The sequence below is a fragment of the Variovorax sp. GW821-FHT09D04 genome, from assembly GCF_059416405.1.
Map to the genome: position 1 here is coordinate 40,609 of NZ_JBWKPA010000017.1, position 23,218 is coordinate 63,826.

Genomic DNA, 23,218 nt, shown 5'->3' on the forward strand with positions numbered 1-23,218 from the left:
ACGAGACCACGAATGAAGACACGCCGGTCAGCGGCAAGGTCGTCGGCAGTGACGTCGATGGCGACGCGCTGACGTACACCAAGGGCAGCGACCCCGCGCACGGCACGGTCACGGTCAACGCTGATGGCACGTACACCTACACCCCGGGTACGAACTTCAACGGCACCGACAGCTTCACCGTCACGGTGAGCGACGGCCACGGCGGCACCACCACCAGCACCGTGAACGTGACCATCAACCCGGTCAACGACGCACCGACGGCGCCTAACTACAACCAGACCACGAACGAAGACACGCCCGTCAACGGCAAGGTGACGGGCGCTGACGTGGACGGCGATGCGCTGACCTACACGAAGGGCAGCAATCCCTCGAATGGCTCGGTGGTCGTCAACCCCGACGGCACCTACACGTACACGCCGAACCCGAACTTCAACGGCACCGATACGTTCACCGTCACGGTCAGCGATGGCCATGGCGGTACGACGACCAGCACCGTGACGGTCACGATCGACCCGGTGAATGACGCTCCGACGGCGCCCAACTACAACCAGACCACGAACGAGGACACGCCCGTCAACGGCAAGGTCATCGGCAGCGACGTCGACGGTGACGCGTTGACCTACACCAAGGGCAGCAATCCTTCGAACGGTGCTGTCACGGTCAATCCCGATGGCACGTACGTCTACACGCCGAACCCGAATTTCCACGGCACTGACACGTTCACCGTCACGGTGAGCGACGGCCATGGCGGCACGACGACGAGCACCATCACGGTCACCGTCGATCCGGTGAACGATGTACCCACGGTGCCCGACTACACCAAGACCACGAACGAAGACACACCCGTCAGCGGGCAAGTGGTCGGCAGCGACGTCGATGGCGACACGTTGACCTACACGAAGGGCAGCGATCCAGCGCACGGCACGGTGACGGTCAATGCCGATGGCACGTACACCTACACCCCGGGTGCTAACTTCAATGGCACCGACAGCTTCACCGTCACGGTGAATGACGGCCACGGCGGTACGACCACCAGCACAGTGAACGTGACCATCAACCCGGTCAACGACGCACCGACAGTCCCCAACTACACCGAGACGACGAACGAAGACACGCCAGTCAGCGGACAAGTGACCGGCAGCGACGTGGACGGCGACACGCTGACCTACGTGAAGGGTAGCGACCCCGCGAACGGCACGGTGACGGTCAACGCGGACGGCACCTATGCCTACACCCCGAATGCCAACTTCAACGGCACCGACACGTTCACCGTCACGGTGAGCGATGGCCATGGCGGCACGACGACCAGCACCATCACGGTCACGATCGATCCGGTCAACGATGCACCGACAGTCCCCAACTACACCGAGACGACGAACGAAGACACGCCGGTCAACGGCCAGGTTGTCGGCAGCGACGTCGACGGCGACACGCTGACCTACACCAAGGGCAGCGATCCGGCGCATGGCACGGTCACCGTCAATGCCGACGGCACGTACACCTACGTCCCTGGTGCCAACTTCCACGGCACGGACAGCTTCACCGTCACGGTGAGCGACGGCCACGGTGGCACGACGACCAGCACCATCACGGTCACCGTCGATCCGGTGAACGACGCACCCACGGTGCCCAACTACACCGAGACCACGAACGAAGACACGCCGGTCAGCGGCCAGGTCGTCGGCAGCGACGTCGACGGCGATACGTTGACCTACACGAAGGGAAGTGATCCGGCGCACGGCACCGTCACGGTCAACGCCGATGGCACATACACCTACGTCCCCGGCGCCAACTTCAACGGCACCGACACGTTCACCGTCACGGTGAGCGACGGCCACGGCGGCACGACGACCAGCACCATCACGGTCACCGTCGACCCGGTGAACGACGCCCCCACGGTGCCCAACTACGCCCAGACCACGAACGAAGACACCCCCGTCAGCGGTCAAGTGATCGGTAGCGACGTGGACGGCGACACGCTCACGTATGCACTGGGCAATGGTCCTGCGCATGGCACCGTCACGGTCAACGCCAACGGCACCTACACCTACGTCCCCAGCGCGAACTTCAACGGAACCGACACGTTCACCGTCACCGTGAGCGACGGCCATGGCGGCACGACGACCAGCACCGTGACGGTCACGATCGATCCGGTGAACGACGTGCCGACGGTGCCCAACTACAACGAGACGACCGACGAAGACACACCCGTCAGCGGCCAGGTCGTCGGCAGCGACGTCGACGGCGACACGCTGACCTACGTGAAGGGCAGCGACCCCGCGAACGGCACGGTCACGGTCAACCCGGACGGCTCCTACACCTACACCCCGAACGCCAACTTCAACGGCACCGACAGCTTCACCGTCACGGTGAGCGACGGCCACGGCGGCACGACCACCAGCACCGTCACCGTGACGATCGACCCCGTCAACGACGCTCCCGTGTTCGTCGACGGCGGCGGCACGCCGGTCGACACGGCCACCGGCTACGTCTTCGGCTACGACGAGAACCGCCCCGCGGGCACCGTGCTCGGCACGGTCCACGCCACGGACATCGACAGCGCGAACGTCACTTACAGCATCCTCTCGGGCAACGACAACGGCTACTTCGCCATCGATCCGGTTACCGGCGAGATCAGCCTCACGCCGGCAGGCGCTGCGGCCTTCGTCAACGACTTCGAAGCAGGCGCCAACGCGCACTCGCTGGTGATCGGTGCGACCGATGGCACGGCCACGACCACCATCCCCGTCACGCTCAACGAGCAGAACATCAACGACGCACCGACGGTGCCCGACTACGCCAAGACCACGGACGAAGACACACCCGTCAGCGGCAGTGTGGTCGGCAGCGACGTCGACGGCGACACGCTGACCTACGCCAAAGGCAGCGACCCATCGCACGGCACGGTCACCGTCAACGCCGACGGCACCTACACGTACACGCCCAACGCCGACTTCAACGGCACCGACAGCTTCACCGTCACGGTGAGCGACGGCCACGGCGGCACCACCACCAGCACCGTCACCGTGACCATCAACCCCGTCAACGACGCCCCGGTGTTCGTCGACGGCGGCGGCACGCCGGTGGACAGCGCCACCGGCTACGTCTTCGGCTACGACGAGAACCGCACTGCGGGCACCGTGCTCGGCACGGTCCGTGCCACCGACGTCGACAGCGCGAACGTCACCTACAGCATCCTCTCGGGCAACGACAACGGCTACTTCGCCATCGATCCGGCCACCGGCGCGATCAGCCTCACGGCGGCAGGCGCTGCAGCCTTCGTCAACGACTACGAAGCAGGCGCCAACGCGCACGCGCTGGTGGTCGGTGCGAGCGACGGCACCATCACGACGAACATCCCCGTCACGCTCAACGAGCAGAACGTCAACGAGGCCCCAGAGGCTCCCGACGACACCAAGACCACGGACGAAGACACGCCGGTCAGCGGCCAGATCGTCGGCAGCGACGTCGACGGCGACACGCTCACCTACACCAAGGGCAGCAACCCGTCGAACGGCACGGTGACGGTGAACCCCAACGGCACCTACACCTACGTTCCCAACGCCAACTTCAACGGCACCGACAGCTTCACCGTCACGGTGAGCGACGGCCATGGCGGCACGACCACCAGCACGGTGACCGTGACCGTCAACCCGGTGAACGACCCGCCGACGGCCACGGCGACCGACGCCGGCATCGTCTCCGAAGGCAGCCTGCCCGGCGGCATTGCGGCGGTGGGCGAGCCGTCGGTGCAATCGACCGGCAAGATCTCCATCGCAGACCCCGACAGCCTGGCGGGCGACCTGTCGGTGTCGCTCAGCGGCCCGGCCGGCGTCACCTCCGGCGGCCAGCCGGTGTCGTGGACCTGGGACGCGGGCACGCACACGCTCACGGGCAGCGTCACCGTCGACGGCGTCACCACCGAGGTGATGACCGTGGCGGTGGGCAATGTCACCGCCACGGGCGCGGGCCTGTTCGAGGCGGGCTACACCGTCACGCTGAAGGCGCCGATCGACCACCCGGCGGGCAACGGCGAGGGCGTGTCGAACCTGCAATTCCAGGCGCATGTGACAGACGGCCAGACCGCTGCTGCGCCGGTGAGCTTCGACGTGCCCGTCAAGGACGATGCGCCGGTGCTCGTGAACGGCGAGCAGTCCGTCGACGTGGCACCGATCAACACGAACCTGATGGTGATCCTGGACCTCTCCGGGAGCATGGGCGAGGAGAACCCGACGCGGCTCTCGCGTGCGAAGGAAGCCATCAAGAACCTGATCGACGGCTACGACATGTACGGCGATGTGCGGGTGCAACTCGTCACCTTCAGCACGACCGGGCAGGCACAACAGGCCTGGATGACGGCGGCCCAAGCCAAGACGCTGGTGCAGAGCCTGGAGGACGGGGGCAGCACCAACTACGACGCCGCCCTGGCTACGGCAATGACCGGCTTCGAGGCCAATGGCAAGCTGCAGGGCGCCCAAAACGTGTCCTACTTCCTCACGGACGGCGAGCCGACCCGGGGGGACGGCAACACCGGCCAGCTCGGGAACAACAGCAACGGCAGCAACGCGGCCGACTTCGGCATCCAGGCAGCGGAAGAAGCGATCTGGAAGACCTTCCTCACCACCAACAAGATCAACTCGTTCGCACTGGGCCTGGGTTCCAGCCTGGGCCCGACGGAGCAGGCCTACATCGACCCCATCGCCTACAACGGCAACACCGGCACGAACACCAACGGCAAGATCGTCACCGACACGAGCCAGCTGAACGACATGCTGCAAGGCACGATCAGCGTGCCGCCCACCGTCAGCAACCTGCTGACCGGCGGCCTTGGCGGTTCGTCGGGCTTCGGTGCCGACGGCGGCCATGTGTCCACGCTGACCATCGACGGCACCATCTACGCCTTCGACAGCAGCACGGGCCTGATGACGAAGACCGGCCCCGCCACCAGCAGCGACTACAGCTACAACCAGGCGACGCACCAGGTCACCATTGCTACCGACAAGGGCGGCAAGCTGGTGGTGGACTTCGACACGGGCGAGTTCAGCTACCAGGTGGCACCGCGCACCACCACCTCGCACAACTACGACGAGACCCTCAGCTACCAGGTGGTCGACCGCGACGGCGATGCGAGCAACGTGGCCACGCAGACGCTGCACGTCAACTACACGCCAGCAGCGGGGGCGGCAGCGCTCTTCACCTCGGCAGACTCGCTGGGCCTGGCCGGCGTCGACGAAGTGACGGTGTCGATCGAGCAGCAACAGCAACCGCACGATGCGCCGCATTTCCCCTTCGGCGACGGTACGGCGTGGGGCGGGCTGCAGCTGTCCGACATGCTGCAGGGCTTCGGCGCTGCCGAGTCGCTGCATGCACTGCTGCAGGCGGCGTTCCCGCCGGCCTTCGGGGGCGCGCAGGCGTCTCCCACGGTGCTGTCGCTGGCGTCGTCGGCCGATTCGCTCGCGGCCTACGCACCGCCGGTGGCGCCTTCGCTCGACGACGAGCTCCACATGGGCCTCGCGCTTCACCACTGACCGACCGGTGTGCCGGCGCCGCTTGCGGCGTCGGCACCTGGTGGTCTGCACGTCTTCACGCATGCTTGCTTCCCGTCATCTTTCGTCTGCTGCCGCGGGCCTTTTCTTCCTGCTCGCCGGATCGGCGGCGCTTGCGCAAGCGAGCACCGTCGCCCCGCTGGGCATGGCCGAGGCCGTGCGCCTGGCCGCCACCTCGCACCCGACCGTGCGCAACGCCGTCGGCCAGGCGCTGCAGGCGGGCGAGGGCATTGCGGCCGCGCGCTCGGGCTACTACCCGCAGGTCAGCGCCGGCCTCAGTGCGCGCACGGGCAATCGCCAACTGCAGGCCAACGGTCGCCGCCAGGTGCACCAGGCCTCGCTGTCGGTGACCCAGCTGCTGTACGACTTCGGCAAGGTGTCGAGTGCCGTGAGCGAGGCCGAAGCCTCGGCCACGGCCGCGCGCGCCAAGCTGCTGGTGGCGGTCGACGACGTGGTGCGCGACACCGCGCAGGCATGGATCGAAGTGCATCGCCAGCAGGCGCTCGGCGAGATCGCGCAGGCCCAGGTGAAGGGCGTGCAGTCGCTGGCCGGCCTCGTGGGCGAGCGCCAGGCCAAGGGCGCCACCAGCCAGTCCGACGTGGCGCAAGCGCAGTCGCGTCTGGAAGCCGCGCGCGCCCAGCAACTCAACACCGCGTCGCAGGCCGAGCGCTGGCGCCTGAACCTCATGCACCTGACCCAGGGCCGCGCGCCGGCCGACATCGCCGGCGAAGCGCCCGTGCCGCTCGCGAGCGCTTGCGCCGCGTTGCCGCAGACGGCCTTGCCCGCACCGACCGTGCAGATGGCGCAGGCCGAGCGCGACATGGCGCAGGCCGCGCTGCGCGGTGCCGATGCGCAACTGCTGCCCACGTTGTCGCTCAACGCCGCCGTCAATCGGGGGCTCGAATCGGGCGGGCGGCCCGCCGGCCAGTCCGCCAACGAAAGCACGTTCACCGTCAACTTCACCGCGCCGCTGTACGAAGGCGGGCGCAGCCAGGCCCGTCAGCGCGCCGCCGCGCACGCCGTTGAGGCGGCCGAGGCCGCGCTGGGCTATGCCGAACTCAGCGTGCGCCAGCGCCTCGAAGACGCGCGCGTGCAGTCGCAAGGCCACGCACAGCGCCTGCCCGTGCTCGCCGCGCGCGTGCACAGCACGCAGCGCACGCGCGACCTGTACCGCGAGCAGTACCTGCAGCTGGGCACGCGCTCGCTGCTCGACCTGCTCAATGCCGAGCAGGAGTTCCACGGCGCGCGCTTCGAACAGGCCGAGAGCGCGCACGAAGTGCAGCGCCTCGCCGTCGAGTGCCTGTACCAGTCGGGCCGCCTGCGCGAGGCCTTCGGGCTGGTCGATGCGGGCGAGCTCGTCGCCGGAGGCCAGCCATGACCGCCACCACCGTGCCCGAACTGTCCGCCGCGCGCGGCCCCGAGCTGCTCGCCGGCTGGGTCGATGCCGTGCTCGCCGTGGCCGCCCACTACCACCTCGACACCTCGCGCGAGCGCATCCGTGGCGCTGCCGCGTGGAGCGACCACGAAGACATCGGTGAGCGCGTGCGCCAGATGGCCCGCCAGGCCGGCCTCACCGTGCGCCAGGTCGCGCCGCGCCTGGACACCCTGAGCCCCTGGCGCCTGCCCGTGGTGCTGCAGCTGCGCGACGGGCAGGTGGCCGTGGTCACCGCCATCTCGGCGCAGGGCCTGCGCGTGATGCTCGGTGGCGACCAGGGCGCGGAAACCGTCTGCACGGTCGACGAGCTGCAACCCGCGCTCGAAGCCATGGCCGTGCTGCGGCCCGCGCAATCGGCACCCGACTCGCGCGTGGACGCCTACATCCGCCCGGTCGAGCCGCACTGGCTGCGCCAGATCGTGCTGGCCGACTGGCGGCCCTACGCCCACATCCTCGTCGCGTCGCTGGCCTACAACCTCATGGCGCTGGCCGGCACGCTGTTCTCGATGCAGGTGTACGACCGCGTCGTGCCCGCGCAGTCGCTGCCCACGCTGCATGTGCTGTTCGGCGGCGTGCTGCTGTCGATCGCGTTCAGCTGGGTCATGCGCGGCGCGCGCATGCGCATCACCGACGTGGTGGGCAAGCGCGCCGACCTGCGCATTTCAGACCGCGTGTTCGGCCACGCGCTGCGCGTGCGCGGCTCGGCGCGCCCGCGCGCCACCGGCACCTTCATTTCGCAGCTGCGCGAGCTGGAGCCCGTGCGCGAAATGCTCACGTCGACCACCGTGGCGGCCGTGGCCGACCTGCCGTTCTTCTTCGTGTTCTGCGTGCTGTTCTGGTTCATTGCCGGCTGGCTCGTGCTCGTGCCGCTGGCCGCGTGCGTGCTGCTGATCGTGCCCAGCCTGCTGGCGCAGCCGCGCCTGCGCGCGCTGGCCCAGACGGGCATGCGCGAATCGTCGCTGCGCAACGCCATGCTGGTCGAGGCCGTGCAGGGCATCGACGACATCAAGGGGCTGCAGGCCGAGCCGCGCTTCCAGAACCAGTGGAACCACTACAACGCCGTCAACGCCGACTCCGGCCTGCAACTGCGCGCGCTGCTCAACACCCTGAGCAACTGGACCCAGACCGTGCAGGGCGCCGCCTTCGCCTTCGTCGTGTTCTTCGGCGCGCCGCTGGTGATGGACGGTCACATGAGCACCGGCGTGCTCGTGGCCGCATCGATCCTGTCGACCCGCATGCTCGCGCCGCTGGCCGGCGTGACGCAGGTGCTCAACCGCTGGCAGCAGGCCAAGGTGGCCGGCGAGGCGCTCGACCAGCTCATGAAGCTGCCGGTCGACCACCCGCCCCACGAGACCCGCGTGCATCGCCCCGCCGTGCAGGGCGACTACACGCTGCGCGACGCCGTCTTCAGCCACGACGGCCAGACCACCGCGCTGCACGTGAAGGCGCTGCACATCGGCGCCGGGGAACGCATTGCCGTGCTCGGGCGAAACGGCGCGGGCAAGTCGACCTTGCTGCAGGCGCTGTCGGGCCTTATCGAACCGCGCGCGGGCAGCGTGCTGCTCGACGGCGTGTCGATGGCCCACATCGACCCCGCCGACGTGCGCCGCGACGTCGGCCTGCTCGCGCAGGACGCGCGCCTGTTCCACGGCACTCTGCGCGAGAACCTGCAGATGGGCACGCCCCACGCCACCGACGCCGAACTGGTGGCGGCGCTGCAGGCCACCGGCGCCTGGGCCTTCGTGCGCCGCCTGCCCACCGGGCTGGACCATCCGCTGCTCGAAGGCGGGCGCGGCCTCTCGGGCGGACAGCGCCAGAGCTTGCTGCTCGCGCGGCTGATGCTGCGCCGCCCCGGCGTGCTGCTGCTCGACGAGCCCACCGCCTCGCTCGACGAAGTGGCCGAACGCGAAGTGATCGAACAGCTGCGCGCGCTGCCCGCCGGCCGCACGCTGGTGGTGGCCACGCACCGCCCGGCCGTGCTCGAGGCGGTCGACCGCATCCTCGTGGTGGACGGCGGCGCCGTCGTGCTCGACGGGCCGCGCGACCAGGTGATGGCGCGGCTGCGCCAGGGCGCGGTCGCCTCGCGCGAGGCCATGGCCTCCGCAGGCCGTGGCAAGGAGGGGCAGGCATGAACGCCGTGACATTGACCAAGGCGCAGGTGCAGGCCGCCGCGCAAGCTCCCGCCGTATCCACCGCCACCGTGTGGGGCCCCGGCGGCGCCGACGACTTCGACGAAGCCCGCGCCAGCGGCTCCGCGCGCGTCGTGTGGTTCATCGCGCTCTTTCTGCTCGCCTTCTTCGTGTGGGCCTGGGTCTTCGAGATCGACGAGGTGTCCAGCGGCATGGGCAAGGTGATTCCCAGCTCGCGCGAGCAGCGCATCCAGTCGCTCGAAGGCGGCATCCTGGCCGAGCTGCGCGTGCACGAAGGCCAGATCGTCGAGAAGGGCCAGGTGCTTGCGCAGCTCGACCCCACGCGCGGCGAATCGAACGTGGAAGAAACCGCCGCGCGCTACCGCGCTGCCCTGGCCAGCAGCGTGCGCCTGCGCGCCGAGGTGCAAGGGCAGGGCAGCCTGCAGTTCCCCATCGAACTGAAGGCCTACGCCCAACTGGTCGATTCCGAAAGCGCGCTCTTCCGCTCGCGCCAGGGCAGCCTGCGCGACACCGTGTCCGGCCTGGGCCAGGCGCTTTCGCTCGTGCGCAAGGAGCTCGACATCACCCGCTCGCTGCAGGTGAGCGGCGCGGCCAGCAACGTCGAGCTCATCCGCCTGCAACGCCAGGCCGCCGATCTGGAGCTGAAGATTGCCGAGGCGCGCGCCAACTACATGGTGCGCAGCCGCGAAGAGCTGGCCAAGGCCGATGCCGAGGTCAAGTCGTTGTCGTCCGTGGTGCGCGGGCGCGCCGACTCGCTCGAGCGGCTCACCCTGAACTCGCCCGTGCGCGGCATCGTCAAGAGCTTGCAGGTGACCACCATCGGCGGCGTCGTGCCGCCCAACGGGTCGCTCCTGACGCTGGTGCCGCTGGACGACCAGCTGCTGGTCGAGGCGCGCATCTCGCCACGCGACATCGCCTTCATGCGGCCCGGGCAGGAGGCGCAGATCAAGATCACCGCCTACGACTACGCCGTGTACGGCGGCCTCAAGGGCCGCGTGGTGACCATCGCGCCCGACACCCAGCGCGACGAGGTCAAGCCCGAGATCGTGTACTACCCCGTGCTCGTGCGCACCGACTCCGACGCACTCACCGACAAGGCCGGCCGCCGCATGCCCATCGTGCCCGGCATGGTGACCACCGCCGACATCCGCACCGGCCGCAAGACCGTGTGGGACTACCTGACCAAGCCGCTGAACAAGGCGCGCGAAGCCATGCGCGAGCGCTGACCCGCGCGCGCCCATCTCTCCCCGCAAACCCATCCGACACCCATCCGACCCAAGAGGACGCTAGCCATGAAAACCACCCCGCACGCATCCCCCGCCGCTGCCGCCTTCGTGCTCGCCGCCGCGCTGCTCGGCGCCGCCGCTCCTGCGGTGGCCCGCGACAACCCCGTGGACCCCGTGAGCAACCCTGACAAGCTGGACTACCGCGACGTCGAGGCGCGCCGCCCCGACTTCAAGGAGCCCTTTCTGCGCGACGGCGTCGTGTCGCGGCCCGAGCGCTTTCGCGAGATCAAGCCCGGCCTCAACCAGGCCCAGGTGCTCGCCGTGCTCGGGCAGGCCCTGAAGCAGCAGCGCGGCGCGCTCGGCACCGAGTGGGACTACCACTTCAAGTTCCAGATGCCCCAGTCGGCCAACTACCTCGTGTGCCAGTACAAGGTCGTGTTCGACGACAGCCAGGCCGTGCGCAGTGCCGTGTGGCGCCGCCGCCAATGCCTGGACCTGCTGCCGCGCTGAGCCGCAACGCCGGCCCGCAGCCCATGCCTCGCGATTCCACGCGCGTGCCCCGTCCCTACGAGGCCTTCGTGTACGGCAACTCCGCCGACGAGCCCACGCGGCTGGCCGAGCGTTGCCTGGAGGTGATCGAGGGCACGCTGAAGAGCGTCGACCGCGTCGTGGCCTGCCTGCGCGCCGCCGAGCTGGAACACGGCATCGGCATCGCGGCCATGACGCGCGCGCAGATCGCCGACGCCGCCGAGTGGCACCGCGCCAAGCTGCAGGGCCTGCTGGCCGTGAAGCTGCAGCTCACCAACCGCGGCGGCGACATTCATCTGGTGGACGACCTGCACCTGGTCGTGCGGCTCAAGTCGCGCCTCACCGCGCCCGGCGGCTTTCTGCCGGAGCTGTACCACCTCATGCCCCATGGCTGACGTGGACGACGCGGCCCTCGAGGTGGATGCGTTCCGCCGCATGGGGCCTTGTCTTCTTCTGGCGTTGAACGACGACGCCCGCACGGCCGCCCTGGGAGGCGCGCCGTGATCCGCCGCACCAAGCGCTTTCGCAAGAACCTCTACCGGTTGAGCGACGTGGCGCTGTGGCTGCTCCTTGCGCTCTTCCTTGCGCTGGCGGCCGACGCGCTGCCGGCGCGAGGCGTCAGCCAGGACCACCACGACAGCGAAGCCGAGCGCGCCACGCACGCGCACTAGCTGGCGGCCGGCCCCGAGCCGAACCTTGCTTCGCCCCGTCTCGCCTCCGGTGAAGCCGAAAAACAGCGGCACCTCAGATAACTCGTCGATTCGAGAAATCGTCGACGAATTCTTTTCTCTTGCGCGGCTTCGCTTCTCTACAGTGAATGCCCCCGCGACAAGACGGCCCGCTGTAGCGGCCGACGAACCCCGTGAAAGGAACGCCTTCTTCCCAGACATTCATTGATTGATCGATCGATTGATTCGTGCGAGCGAATGAACCGCCTTGCCTCACGGCGGGTGTCGATGCCTCTTTGTGAAGCGACGACACGAATGTGAGGCACAAAAGGCGACGGCCAGGGTGCGTGAACACCCTGACCGTCTGACCACATGACGTGCATTACTTTGGAAAGAGAGCACACCAAATGGCTGATCGAATTATGGCCGGGCGTTCCACGCCCCAATCTCCCCGCCGCACACGCGGCGCGACCCCTTCGTCCACCCCCACAGGCGAAGACGCCCGAGACCTCCTCGAAATCAAACTGGCCCAGCTGAACTCCCTGCTGTGGTGCTGCTACGGCGACGGCAATGGGTGGTTCGAGGAAGCCGGGGAGAAACACCGGGATCACATGCTGTGGATCGCGGCGGATCTGGCTAGGGAGGCGGAGAGGTTGTTGGGGGAGAGTGGGAGGGGGTAGGGGCGGCGGTATACGACCTTCGAGGGCTGGGCTCTGGCGGCGGAGCCTAGCTCGCTAATGAAATGACTCGATGGTTTCCAAGCTCATCGTTGGGTGGATTGCCTGATTCTCAAGTTTGATTTCAGGTCGCTGCATGGGCGAGTTCGCAAGAAATTGCTTCATTCCGCCACTCCCGACGATATGGGATTTCCTGAATGAGAGCACCGGTGAACTCAATCCGCGATGCTTTTCCCATAGACGGCGTTCATGTCATCGGCGCCGAACTGCCATCTTGCGGCGATCTTCTTGGACAGAGGATTTGCCTCGAGCGTGTTCTGTGCTCGCTCGAACATGCTGGCATAGGTGACGGCGAAATGCGCGGCAAGCATGCAGGCGACACCGAACATTGATCCTGACAACATGCGTTGGGATTCGATCTCCGTGGCTTGCCCTACCTGAAGAGCGCTCGCGTAGCTGGAGTGCGAGTAGCCGCATAAAAAACTGTATATGTTGCGGAAGTAGATGGGATGAAATCCCGCATTGATCGCCAAATCGTCCCATGCCTTCCCAGTTTTCCACTCGCCGTCCAACAGTTTTCCCTGCTGTTTCTTGGTGAAAGAATGGAAGGATCTGTGCGATTGAAGTTTTTCGCGGAGACTTAGAACTTGATTCCATTCCACGGCGCGTACGCGTTGGCTAGTGCTCGTGGTTGCAACAAAATTCTGTCGATCCATCAAGCCGCCGAGGACCCAGGCGGTGTGCCGGAAGCGAGACTCTTCAAGATCGTTTTTGCCGAAGATGTAATAAAAAACCAAGTAAGTTTCGAGGCTCGCTCGCGCAAGAACCTTAACCGAGCTGTGATCTATAAAAGAACTTCCTTGCCCGCGAAAGAGAAGCACTGAGCCAGTACCAAGTTGCCTCATCGAATGGAGGTGGCGATACAACTTGGTAGCGAGCGTCTGACGGTCATTTAGCCACGCCTCTCCATCCCTTACCTCTTGACCTGCTTGCGACTGCACGAGTTCGACGAAAAGTTCAAGCAAGGTATTCAGATCTTGCTCAGAAGAAAATCCGAGATTGGTTGTCATGAATCTGTCTCCCTTGTACTAGGTTTCTTTGAAATTTCCAGAAGGACAAAAATGGAAAATTGGATATTCGATCATGCTGCTTTGGCCTATGTGAATCAGTGGTATGTGACAGATCGAGATTTTATTAATTGTCTGAAGATAAGGGGCGTTAAAAATGAGAATGTGATAAAAAGATTGGCATCTAAATACATGGTCGCGCGCTGCTTTAAGAGTAAAGATGGACTCTGGGCTGAGGTTGAGGTTGAAATCAACGGCGTGCTGAATAAATCCCTCGCCCCAGAGGATATGGTCGATGAATTGGCTGGTCGACTTGGGGCTATTTCCCCAATGAGAGATGCTAGCTATCTTCCTTCCGCCGCTTCCAAATTTCTTTGGTTTAATGGAAAGAAGAGCGTGCGCATCTATGATCGGCGCGCGGCGAAAGGCTTAGCAAGGCTTGATGGGGGCTTCAAAAAAAATGGCGAGTATGGTGATTTTCTTTCTTCGTGGAATGAGGCGTTTGAAGTATTCAAGCCAGAGATTAGGCATTCTTTGGATGAGTTAAGTTCTCATCTTCGGTGGTCGATTGTTCCGCCAGGAAGTCATGGGTTAATTTCTCTGGTTGCGAAAAGGTTATGGTTCGAGCAACGTGTGTTCGATAAATATCTCTGGCTTATTGGATCTGAAGAGGGCGCAAATTTTGGGTCGTTTATGTGATTTTCGAAAACACCGCAGTCGCGGAGGTGAGACAGCTTTGCGATAAGGGGTTATAGTGTAAAAATATTGCGTAAACTATATTGATCAAATGCGCCGCTCGTTAGGAGATAAAATGGCAAAGCGACGACCCCCGCCAGAAATTCGATGGCTTGATGATGCAGAGTGCCTTTACTATAGAGATCAACTCCGAATGGCTCGATACGCAGCGCTTGCTGACGCAGAGGGTTTTGGGGGAGTTTGTTATGCTCTTGAAGAGCTAGGGCTTCGTCTCTTGGGGCAGCAAGCTGATCTTGGCGCCTACGAAGAAAGAATTGGTTTGTATGCGAAAAAATCACCAGTCTTAAGTGATTTATCCAGAAATCTCCCATCTCGTTTCAAAAATTTTGATGCACTTTATCAAATTGTTCGAATGGCTCGAAACGACGCCATGCACATTGGCGCCTACGCGCGCCATGCAACAGAGGCAGCAATTGAGTTGTGTATCGGATTGGAAGAGTCTCTAATGACGGGTGTGAAAAGAACCGTGGGAAATGTCATGGTTAAATCGCCCATTACGGTTGAGCCATGGCAACCTGTTGCCCACGCGAGGCAACTAATGTTGATGCATTCATTTTCTTTCCTCCCAGTCCGAATCGCAGGCCAGTGGTGGCTGGTTTCAGAGCTTGGATTGGCTAAGTTCTTGTATACGAAGCGCGAAGAAAAATTAACGCGTCTCGGCTCAACTATCGAGTCCGCAAAAAAAGAAGGATTAGAGATGGTTTCGTGCTCTGATGGATTGCTTCTTTCCGTTTCCATGACGATTGATGCAGTCCTTGATGGAGCGAAAAATCAAAAAGGGCCAATGCTGTGGCTGGTCGTTGATCAGGATCGAAAAGACCATCTCGTAGGGGTTTTATCTCCCTTTGAATTGATGTAGGGAAAATTGGAGGTGATTTGAGTATTGTCTAAACCAATCAATTTGCCGTGATATTTAATTCAGAGGGAGAATTGAAGGTTGAACAGGCAGGCGATGCAAATGCTCCAATCTGCTTGTTGGCGTATTACCTCCGCGGCATATTGCGGTGGTTCATGCGTCAGTGCAACGGGCGGCGGAAGGTCAGCTGGCGTCTTTCAGTGGGGCATCAGCGACACGTCATCGAGTGGGTATGCGGCGTCGGCCTTCACTTCGGCGGTCCCAAGAGTGGCGCGACCTCTTCGTCTACCGCCACAGGCGGAGATATCCGAGACCTTCTTGAAATCAAACTGGCCCAGCTGAGCTCACTGCTGTAATGCTCCGACGGGAACGGCTGGTTCGAGGAAGCCAGATAGAGGCACCACGATTCACATGCTCTGGATCGCAGTGGATTTGGCGAGGGAGGCGGAGGGGGAGTGTGTGAGGGGGACTGGTTACACGACCGTCGTGTTCTTGTGATTGGCGGAAGTTCGCCTTCCATGCCCTCGAGTGCGACTGGGAGCGAGTGTCGATTTGCACTCGAGTGGCGGCAGGCGTCGAACAGGCCTGTCGGCTCCGAGCTTCGTCTCGATCCAGGACGAGGCTACTTCCTGCCGTCAAGTCGATAAGTGAACCGCGCTGAGGCGACTCCAATCACTGGCAACGTTCACAAATCTCCCTGACGTCTTGGCTTCTCTTGCGCGCCGAGTTCCAATCGACAATCCGACGAAGCAAAACGGCTACGACGAGCGGCGATGCTCCAACCAATCCCCTTGACTGCACATGATCTCCGACGTCCCAACTCCACAAGATTTTTATGACGCAGGGCACGAACTGTTCGACTTTGCTTGGGATACGGTCGCGCGATTTTGGATCGCGTTGGCAGAGGCCGAAGGCTGGGGCGTGGACAAGGACGAAGTTTCCGAGGAGTACTGGAAGGCCGCAAAAGGCCGTCTTGCTTCATCACTTGCCGTGACGCAGCAAGGCGTTGAATTGATATTGAAGGGAAAAGTCGCAGAAGTTTCTCCTTTCCTTCTTCTTTCCGACCCGCCTAGCAAATGGCCGGCGGAACCGAAGTCTTTTGCTGACTATCGAACGACCGATGCGCAAGACCTAGTTAAGTTGTTCAATTCCATTTCTGATTCAAAGCTTCCGGAATCCTTTGTTCATCGTTTCAATGAGCTGCGCAACAGCAGAAATAAAATATTTCACTCGGTAGATAAAAATCTGACAGTGGCAGCCGCCGAGGTGTTGGAGACTATTCTTGCGTTTAATAAGACATTTTTTCCAAACCAAAGCTGGCCGCACGAACGCGCTGAACTTGTAAGTCGATCGCCCGATTCAAAACTTGATGGCGACGATTGGAGTCGAAATTTCGTATGTCGAGAAATAGAGGTTGTGATTAAGATCCTCGAGCCGGCAGCGGCGAAAAATTATTTCGGAATTGATAAGAAAAAGCGCCTTTACCAATGCCCGGAGTGCTTGGACTTCATGAATAGTGACGACGATCGCTTGTACATGATGTCGCAATTGCAGCCGCCCACTGTAGGATGCAAAGAGCTATTCTGCCCAATTTGCAACATCAAACACTCGGTTGCCAGGCAGGTTTGCAGCAATTGTAGTGAATCCGTTCTTAGCGAAGAGGGGCGTTGCCTCTCCTGCGGTCAATGGAATGACCAATAAGTAACTTGCTGCGAATGGCACCATTTGATGATGCGTCATTTTGGTTCGATCTGAAAACTAAGATGTCACTTCGTGGTTTGATTTTCCGAAACACCTAACAGCTGGCATATTTTAATTCTTCCAACTATCTGCATATGCTACTTGTGCGTGGAGGGGCCAGTGGTCGTTTTGACCCTCGCTCTGGGTCCTGTGAATCAATGAGCGGAAATCTATGAAACGATCTGATTTTTGGAAAAACTTTCAACTTGGCGAAGAGATTCACATTTCCGGAGCATTCATCTACAACGGTCTGCGACACTTTCATGAGCTACGTAAATTAGATTTCTCCGACGAGCTCTTTGAGTTTTTGTATGAGCTGTCCGTCGGCATTGAACGGCTGCTGAAGACAGCTGTTGTCCTGTACGAACATACCGACACCATTGATCAAGAGGAATTAGAAAGATCGCTAATTACTCACAACCATCTTGATCTCGTGGCACGCCTGCGCCGCCATGTTGCGCTGAATTTAGGAACGAGGCATCACGATTTTCTGAGTCTGCTTAGCACCTTCTACAAATCGTTGAGGTACGACCGGTACACGTTGACCTCGGTATACGAGGGAAAAAGGGAAGCAAAGGCGATCCGTGCGATATTGGTGAAGCACTTGAAAGTCAATTTTCCAGACGAGAACTCGTTCTTTGATACCGACAATGATGATCAGTATCGTAAGTTCGTTCAGCGAACAGTTCTGAAAATTGTTAGAGAGGTGTACCGCATCATTAAAGATCGCGCGAGACAAATCAATCTCTATACATATGAGCTACGCAACCAGTCGAAGGCCGAAAGCGTTTTTCTTCGCGAAGTAAATATCGCTAACGAAGATGTGCTTTGGAAGGAGTTACTGATCTTCTTCATGAACGTCGAGGCGGATACAAGTTGCCTGCAATTTCTCAGGGGAACGCCACCACTTGAATTTGATCCCGCTTTGATTGCCGACTACCTCGACTGCTTCAAGTCGGACTCGTCGAAAGCCGGCGTGATGGATGAATTGGAGCACCTTTACGGCGAAATGGAGCATGACGAGCGGGATCAGCGGCTGAAGCATATGGAGGTCATCGGAGCGCTCAACGTGTTCTTCTCGGACGATGACGACGAGATTGACGATACCGATAACGGGGAGGACATCAAGCCGTGAAGCACTCGCCACTCTTGCTGCTTCCAGCCGCCCGGGTGGAGTCAGGACAACAGTTCGCAGATGACACAGCAGGCGCGCGAAGCTGTAGCCGTACAGCAACCGCAAGGGCATGCGTCGCCGCACGGAAGGATTTCTTCTTGTTCGATTTTTCGTAGTTGGCTTACGACAAGTCGAACAAATCAAAACCCGCCGCCGCAAGACGCTCACCTCTGCGGCATATCCTTAACCGAATACCCAAGACTCACAGTCGCATCCTCCGGAATCCCCGGCATCGTCGCATTCCAAGCCTGCCACTGCGCCCGCATCGCCTCCAGCCGCTGCGGCTCCTTCTTCCCTAGGTTCGCGCGTTCGCGCTCATCGGCCGGAATGTTGAACAGGTACTCGTTGCCGTCGACCTTCAGGTACTTCCAGTCGCCGTCGCGCATCGCTTCCTGGCCGCGGTGGTTCATGCGCCAGTGCAGGGGGCGGCGGAAGGTGTGGGTGGCGTCTTTCAGCACGGGCATCAGCGACACGCCATCGAACGGGTACGCCGCGTCGGCCTTCACGCCGGCGGCGTCGAGCATGGTGGCCGACCAGTCCATGGTCATGCACAGCTGAGTGCTCTCGCCGCCCTTGGCGATCACCTTGGGCCAGTGCGCGATCCATGGCACGCGGATGCCGCCTTCGGTCAGGTCCATCTTGCCGCCGACGAGCGGCCAGTTGTCGGAGAAGCGCTCGCCGCCGTTGTCGCTGGTGAACACGACGAGGGTGTTGTCGGCCATGCCGTGCTTTTCGAGCGCGGCCATGATCCAGCCGATGCCCTCGTCCATGTGATGGATCATGCGGCGGTACACATGAATGTTGCCGCCCGACAGGTCGAACAGGTTGTCCTTCACGAGCGGCGCCTTGTCGGCGTCGTCGCGGGTTTCCCATGGCCAGTGGGGGGCGGTGTAGTGCAGGCTCAGGAAGAAGGGCGCCTCTTGCGTGGCCATGCGTTCGACGTAGTCGACGGCGCGCTTGGAGAGCACGTCGGTCAGGTAGCCCTCGTCGTCCTTGTGCTCTTCTTCGCCGTACCAGAGGTCGTGGCGGCCGGCCGAGTCGCAGTGGGTGAAGTAATCGACACCGCCCGACATGGGGCCGAAGAATTCTTCATACCCCGAGCGCAGCGGGCCGAAGCTGGGCGGGTAGCCCAGGTGCCACTTGCCGATGAGCGCGGTCTTGTAGCCGCTGTCTTTCAGCAGCGACGGCAGGGTGGGGTGCTCGGTGGGCAGGCCCAGCGTGGTGCTGCCGCGGCTGCGGCTGTTGATGGGCTCTTCGGCCGCGCCGCGCAGGCGGTACTGATACCGCGCGGTGATCATCGCGAAGCGCGTGGGCGAGCACACGGGCGAATTCGAATAACCCTGCGTGAGCTTCAAACCGTTGGCGGCCAGGCCGTCGAGCACAGGCGACACGCGGCCAAAAGGCGCCTCGCGGCCGCCGTAGCAGCCGAGGTCGGCATAGCCGAGGTCGTCGGCCACGATGAAGATGATGTTGGGGCGGGTGCTGCGTGTCGTCATAGATCGCTGGAGGATTTCAATCAGGGTTGGTAGCCAGACTTTTGGACCACGGGCGCCCATTGCGCCTTGTAGGCCTTGAGCATCGCGGCGGTCTGCGCCTGGGTGCTCACCACCGGCGTCATGCCGGCGTCCTTGAACTTGCGTTGGGTGTCGGGGTCTTGCATCACGGCGTGGATGGTGGTGGCCAGGCGTTCGACTTTCTCCTTGGGCATGCTGGCCGGCGCGAAGAAGGTGTTCCAGCCGGTGGCGGCAAGGTCGAGGCCGGCTTCCTTGAAGGTCGGAATGGTGGGCGCGAAGGGCGAGCGCTTTTCGCCCGACAGCGCCAGGATGCGCAGCTTGCCGGCGGTGTGCTGGGGCAGCACGACGTCTTCGGTGTCGACGGCAATGGGCACCTGGCCACCGATCAAGTCATTCAGCAGCGGGGCGGAGCCGCGGTAGCCGATCACCTGGGTCTGCACCTTGGCCTTCTCGCCCACCATGAGGCCGAAGAAGTGCGGCAGGCTGCCGGTGGCGGGCACGCCCACGTTGGCCTGCTGCGGGTTGGCGCGCATCCATGCGAGCAGGTGGTTCAGCTCGCGCACGGGCAGGGTGGGCGACACGGCCAGCGCAAAGTCGTAGGCGTTGACGTGCGACACGGGCACGAAGTCACGCTCGGCGTCGTAGCCGTTGTCCTTGAAGACGAGGGGCGCCACCACCATCACGGCGGGGTTGGCGAGCATCAGCACGTTCTGGTTGGCGGGCGTGGCCTTGGCCTGCTGCGCGGCCAGGCGGCCGCCCGCGCCGGGCTTGTTGTCGACGATCACGGGCACGCCGAGCTGGGCCGCGAGCTTGTCGCCCACGATGCGCGCCACGCGGTCGGTGGCGCCGCCGGGCGCGTAGCCGACGACGATGCGCAGCGGGCTGTCGAGTGCGGCTTGGGCGGCCTGTGCGCGCGCCAGCGTGGGGGCGGCGATGGCCGCCACGAGGCCGGCCATGGCCAGCACGGTGGCGAGGCGGCGGCGGGCCGGGTTGAAGGAAGAAGCGAAAGCGGGGAGGGCGCGCGGGATCATGAAGGGTGTGTCCTTGGTGTCGATCGGTCGGTCAGTCGTTGGCCTGGAAGTTCACGGCCTTCATGATGCCGGCCCAGCGGGCAATGTCTTCGCGCATGGTCTTCACGAGCGCCTCGGGGCCGTCGGCCACGGGGTACATGCCGTTCTGCAGCAGCAGCTGGCGCACGTCGCGCGAGTTCACGGCGCGGATGATTTCAGTGCGCAGTTTCTCGGCGGTGGCGGGCGGCGTCTTCAGCGGCGCGTAGTAGGCGAACCAGGCGGTGGCCACCACGTCCTTGTAGCCGCTCTCGACGAAGCTGGGCAGCTGCGGCATGAGCGGCGAGCGCTTGTCGCCGCTGGTGGCCAGCACCTTCACGCGGCCGGTGGGCAGCATCTGCTGCGCGCCGCCGATGGTGTCGAAGTACACGGGCACGGTGCCGCCCATCACGTCCTGGCGCGCGGGCGTGGAGCCGCGGTAGGGCACGTGCACCATCTTCAGGCCGGCCGCGCGGTTGAGCATTTCGCCCAGAAAGTGCGAGGGCGTGCCGGCGCCGTACGAGCCGAAGCTCACCTTGTCGCCCTGCGCCTTGGCCCAGGTGATGAACTCGGCCAGCGTGTTGGCGGGCACGTCCTTGTGCACGGTGAGCGCCAGCTCGAAGCGCGCGGCGTTCACGAGCGGCACGAAGTCCTTGATGGGGTCGTACGACAGGTTGCGGTAGGCGCTGGGGAACATGGTCATCATGCTCGCGGTGCCCAGCAGCAGGGTGTGGCCGTCGGGCGGCGCGGTCTTCACGGCGTCCACGGCAATGCGGCCGGCCGCGCCCGAGCGGTTGTCGATGATGAGCGGGCCGAGCGAATCGCGCACCTGGTGGGCAATGGCGCGGGTCAGCACGTCCTGCGTGCCGCCGGCGGGCACGCCGATGAGCACCTTGATCGGCTGGCCGGGGGTGAAGGCGGCGGGCTGCTGCTGCGCGAACGCAAGCGGTGCGAAGGATGCAAGGGGTGCAAGGGCCAGCCCGCCAAGGGTGGTCAGGGTGCGGCGGCGGGTCGGGTCGGGAAGCTGGGGCATCGTCAATCTCTCCGGGGTCTCGTTCGGCGTTCGGCAGGGTCTGTGCGTGGCCGGGGCGGGTGGCCGCGGCTGCGGACGATTCTGGAGACGCTACATTCGATTGATCAAATCAACCATCGCCCGGATTTACCCGGCCTTTCGAGACCCCGCCCCATGACTGCCGAAGACGCCGCCACCCCGCCGCGCCGCCCGCTGGACGACCTGCTGCTGTACCGGCTGTCGCGCCTGCTCGCGGTGGCGGGCAGCATGGTGATCCGGCTGTGCGAGGGCCGCTTCGGCATCACGCGGCGCGAGTGGCGGCTGATCGCGGTGCTGGCCAGCCGGGGCGAGCTGGGCTCGTCGCAGCTGGCCGAGCACGCGCAGCTGGACCGGGCGCGCACCTCGAAGGCGGTGGGCTCGCTGGTGGCCAAGCGGCTGGTGTCGCGCACGGCGCTGGCGGGCGACCGGCGGCAGGTGCGGCTGGGCCTCACGGCGGCGGGGCAGGCGCTGTACGACGAACTCTTTCCGCTGGTGACGCGCATCAACGCCGAGCTGATGGGCACGCTCGACGCGGACGATGCCGCGCGCTTCGACGACGCGCTGCACCGGTTGCAGGCGCATGCCGAAACCATGGTGGCGCAGGCGGTGCTGCCCAAGGCCGATCGGGGGCGCCACGCGGCGGCTGCTGCGGCAGCGGCAGCAGGCAACGGCAAGAAGAACAGCACGGCGCGCAGCGGCAAGGCCGTCAGTCCACCTTCATCCCGGTCGCCTTGACGATGCGCCCGTAGCGCGCCTGCGCCGTGGCCAGGCGCGTGGTGGCGACCGCATCGGTTTCGGCCAGCGGCACCATGTCGAGCGAGGCCAGGCGGGCCTTCAGTTCGGGCAGGGCCAGCGCCTTGTGCAGCGCCTGGCGCAGGGTCTGCATCACGGGCTCGGGCGTGGCGGCCGGCACCATGGCGAGGTAGAGCACTTCGAACTCCAGGTCTTTCAGGCCCAGCTCGCCCACGGTGGGCACCTCGGGCAGCAGCGGCGCGCGCTGGCGGCCGGTGACGGCCAGGGCCCGCAGCTTGCCGCCCTGAATCTGCGGCAGCACGCCGGGCGTGGCGACGATGCCGGCCTGCACCTCGTTGCCGAGCATGGCCATCACGGCCGGGGCGTTGCCCTTGTAGGGCACGTGCACGATCTTCGCGCCGGTCGCGTTCGCGAAGATCTCGGCGGCGATGTGGCCCGGGCTGCCGTTGCCGGCCGAGCTGAAGGTGGCGGGCTCGGCCTTGGCCTGCGCGATGAAGTCGGGCAGCGTCCTGGCCTTCACCGAGGCGGCGGTGGTGAAGCTCAGGCCCGACGAGCTGAAGATCATCAGCGGCTTGAGGTCTTTGGCCGCGAAGGGCATCGAGGCGTACAGGTGCGGGTTGACGGTGAAGGTGCTGTCGATGCCCAGCAGCACGGTGTAGCCGTCGGCCGCGCTCTTGGCCACGGCGTCGGCGCCGATGTTGCCGCCCGCGCCGGGGCGGTTGTCGACCACGAAGGGCTGCTTCAGGTCTTTCTGCAGCGCGTCGGCCAGCGCGCGCCCGAGGATGTCGATGGGGCCGCCGGCCGGGAAGTTGACGAGGAACTTCACGGGCTTGGCGGGGTAGCTCGCCTGGGCCTGCGCGGCCGGCGCGGCGAGGCCGAGGGCCAGCGCGGCGCAGGCGGCGGCGAGCGTGAGGCGGCGGCGCGTGCCGAAGGAAGAGGAAGGCTTCGAGGAAAAAATCGTGGTCATGGGCTGCTTTGTCTGTCTCCGTATCCACGGCACTCTAGAAGGCTGCGCGGCGCGGCACAACTGA

The 23,218-nt window shown here is 64.0% G+C and carries 17 protein-coding genes; 12 read left to right on the forward strand and 5 right to left on the reverse strand.

Translation table 11 applies throughout. The features are described 5' to 3' along the window. From AC07O4_RS30450 to AC07O4_RS30480, 7 genes are all read left to right on the forward strand, one after another. On the forward strand, positions 1 to 5,528 hold a 5,528-nt coding region (locus AC07O4_RS30450; RefSeq protein WP_495306471.1), incomplete at its 5' end, for a beta strand repeat-containing protein. A 61-nt stretch (positions 5,529 to 5,589) separates the two neighbouring features. Further along, positions 5,590 to 6,924 (forward strand): TolC family outer membrane protein, encoded by a 1,335-nt coding sequence (locus AC07O4_RS30455; protein ID WP_495306472.1) that lies wholly within the window; start codon positions 5,590 to 5,592, stop codon positions 6,922 to 6,924. Continuing rightward, complete coding sequence (locus tag AC07O4_RS30460; RefSeq protein WP_495306473.1) at positions 6,921 to 9,113, forward strand: type I secretion system permease/ATPase; 2,193 nt, start codon at positions 6,921 to 6,923, stop codon at positions 9,111 to 9,113. Before AC07O4_RS30455 ends, AC07O4_RS30460 begins: the two co-directional genes overlap by 4 nt. Beyond that, entirely contained in the window at positions 9,110 to 10,357 is a 1,248-nt protein-coding gene (locus AC07O4_RS30465) for a beta-barrel domain-containing protein (protein WP_495306474.1), read from the forward strand. The genes AC07O4_RS30460 and AC07O4_RS30465 overlap by 4 nt, the downstream gene beginning before the upstream one ends. A 66-nt stretch (positions 10,358 to 10,423) precedes the next feature. Beyond that, entirely contained in the window at positions 10,424 to 10,867 is a 444-nt protein-coding gene (gene bamE / locus AC07O4_RS30470) for an outer membrane protein assembly factor BamE domain-containing protein (protein ID WP_062479197.1), read from the forward strand. A 23-nt stretch (positions 10,868 to 10,890) separates the two neighbouring features. Continuing rightward, positions 10,891 to 11,280 carry a hypothetical protein gene (locus AC07O4_RS30475; RefSeq protein ID WP_495306475.1) on the forward strand — a complete coding sequence of 130 codons (390 nt, stop codon included), beginning with the start codon at positions 10,891 to 10,893 and terminating at the stop codon, positions 11,278 to 11,280. A gap of 105 nt (positions 11,281 to 11,385) precedes the next feature. Continuing rightward, the gene (locus AC07O4_RS30480; protein WP_157627413.1) at positions 11,386 to 11,556 is read left to right on the forward strand and encodes a hypothetical protein; all 171 of its coding nucleotides are present in this window, start codon (positions 11,386 to 11,388) and stop codon (positions 11,554 to 11,556) included. Positions 11,557 to 12,445: 889 nt separating this feature from the next. Here AC07O4_RS30480 and AC07O4_RS30485 read toward each other — a convergent pair. Continuing rightward, on the reverse strand, positions 12,446 to 13,300 hold the full coding sequence (locus tag AC07O4_RS30485) for a DUF5677 domain-containing protein (RefSeq protein WP_495306476.1): 855 nt from the start codon (positions 13,298 to 13,300) through the stop codon (positions 12,446 to 12,448). Between the two features lie 51 nt (positions 13,301 to 13,351). Between AC07O4_RS30485 and AC07O4_RS30490 the strand changes: the two genes are divergently transcribed. The 4 genes from AC07O4_RS30490 to AC07O4_RS30505 all read left to right on the forward strand — a co-directional run bounded on the left by AC07O4_RS30490 (position 13,352) and on the right by AC07O4_RS30505 (position 17,784). Then, on the forward strand, positions 13,352 to 13,996 hold the full coding sequence (locus AC07O4_RS30490; protein WP_495306477.1) for a hypothetical protein: 645 nt from the start codon (positions 13,352 to 13,354) through the stop codon (positions 13,994 to 13,996). Between the two features lie 190 nt (positions 13,997 to 14,186). Beyond that, complete coding sequence (locus AC07O4_RS30495; protein WP_495306478.1) at positions 14,187 to 14,912, forward strand: hypothetical protein; 726 nt, start codon at positions 14,187 to 14,189, stop codon at positions 14,910 to 14,912. 798 nt (positions 14,913 to 15,710) lie between these two features. Further along, positions 15,711 to 16,610 (forward strand): hypothetical protein, encoded by a 900-nt coding sequence (locus AC07O4_RS30500; RefSeq protein WP_495306479.1) that lies wholly within the window; start codon positions 15,711 to 15,713, stop codon positions 16,608 to 16,610. Between the two features lie 211 nt (positions 16,611 to 16,821). Then, positions 16,822 to 17,784, forward strand: a complete 963-nt coding sequence (locus AC07O4_RS30505; RefSeq protein ID WP_495306480.1) for a hypothetical protein — start codon at positions 16,822 to 16,824, stop codon at positions 17,782 to 17,784. Between the two features lie 203 nt (positions 17,785 to 17,987). On the opposite strand, the gene AC07O4_RS30510 is transcribed toward AC07O4_RS30505, so the two are convergent. The 3 genes from AC07O4_RS30510 to AC07O4_RS30520 all read right to left on the reverse strand — a co-directional run bounded on the left by AC07O4_RS30510 (position 17,988) and on the right by AC07O4_RS30520 (position 21,416). Then, a complete protein-coding gene (locus AC07O4_RS30510; protein WP_492684350.1) occupies positions 17,988 to 19,319 on the reverse strand; it encodes a sulfatase family protein in 1,332 nt (443 codons plus the stop codon). A gap of 20 nt (positions 19,320 to 19,339) precedes the next feature. Beyond that, positions 19,340 to 20,293 (reverse strand): Bug family tripartite tricarboxylate transporter substrate binding protein, encoded by a 954-nt coding sequence (locus AC07O4_RS30515; protein WP_095949153.1) that lies wholly within the window; start codon positions 20,291 to 20,293, stop codon positions 19,340 to 19,342. Between the two features lie 106 nt (positions 20,294 to 20,399). Then, positions 20,400 to 21,416, reverse strand: a complete 1,017-nt coding sequence (locus tag AC07O4_RS30520; RefSeq protein WP_095746125.1) for a Bug family tripartite tricarboxylate transporter substrate binding protein — start codon at positions 21,414 to 21,416, stop codon at positions 20,400 to 20,402. A gap of 153 nt (positions 21,417 to 21,569) precedes the next feature. On the opposite strand from AC07O4_RS30520, the gene AC07O4_RS30525 reads away from it, so the two are divergent. Next, entirely contained in the window at positions 21,570 to 22,169 is a 600-nt protein-coding gene (locus AC07O4_RS30525; RefSeq protein WP_495306481.1) for a MarR family winged helix-turn-helix transcriptional regulator, read from the forward strand. Here the strand turns inward: AC07O4_RS30525 and AC07O4_RS30530 are convergent. Continuing rightward, positions 22,141 to 23,154, reverse strand: coding sequence for a tripartite tricarboxylate transporter substrate binding protein (locus AC07O4_RS30530; protein ID WP_495306482.1), 1,014 nt, complete (start codon positions 23,152 to 23,154; stop codon positions 22,141 to 22,143). The two genes, AC07O4_RS30525 and AC07O4_RS30530, sit on opposite strands and share 29 nt — an antisense overlap. Between the last annotated feature and the right edge of the window lie 64 nt (positions 23,155 to 23,218).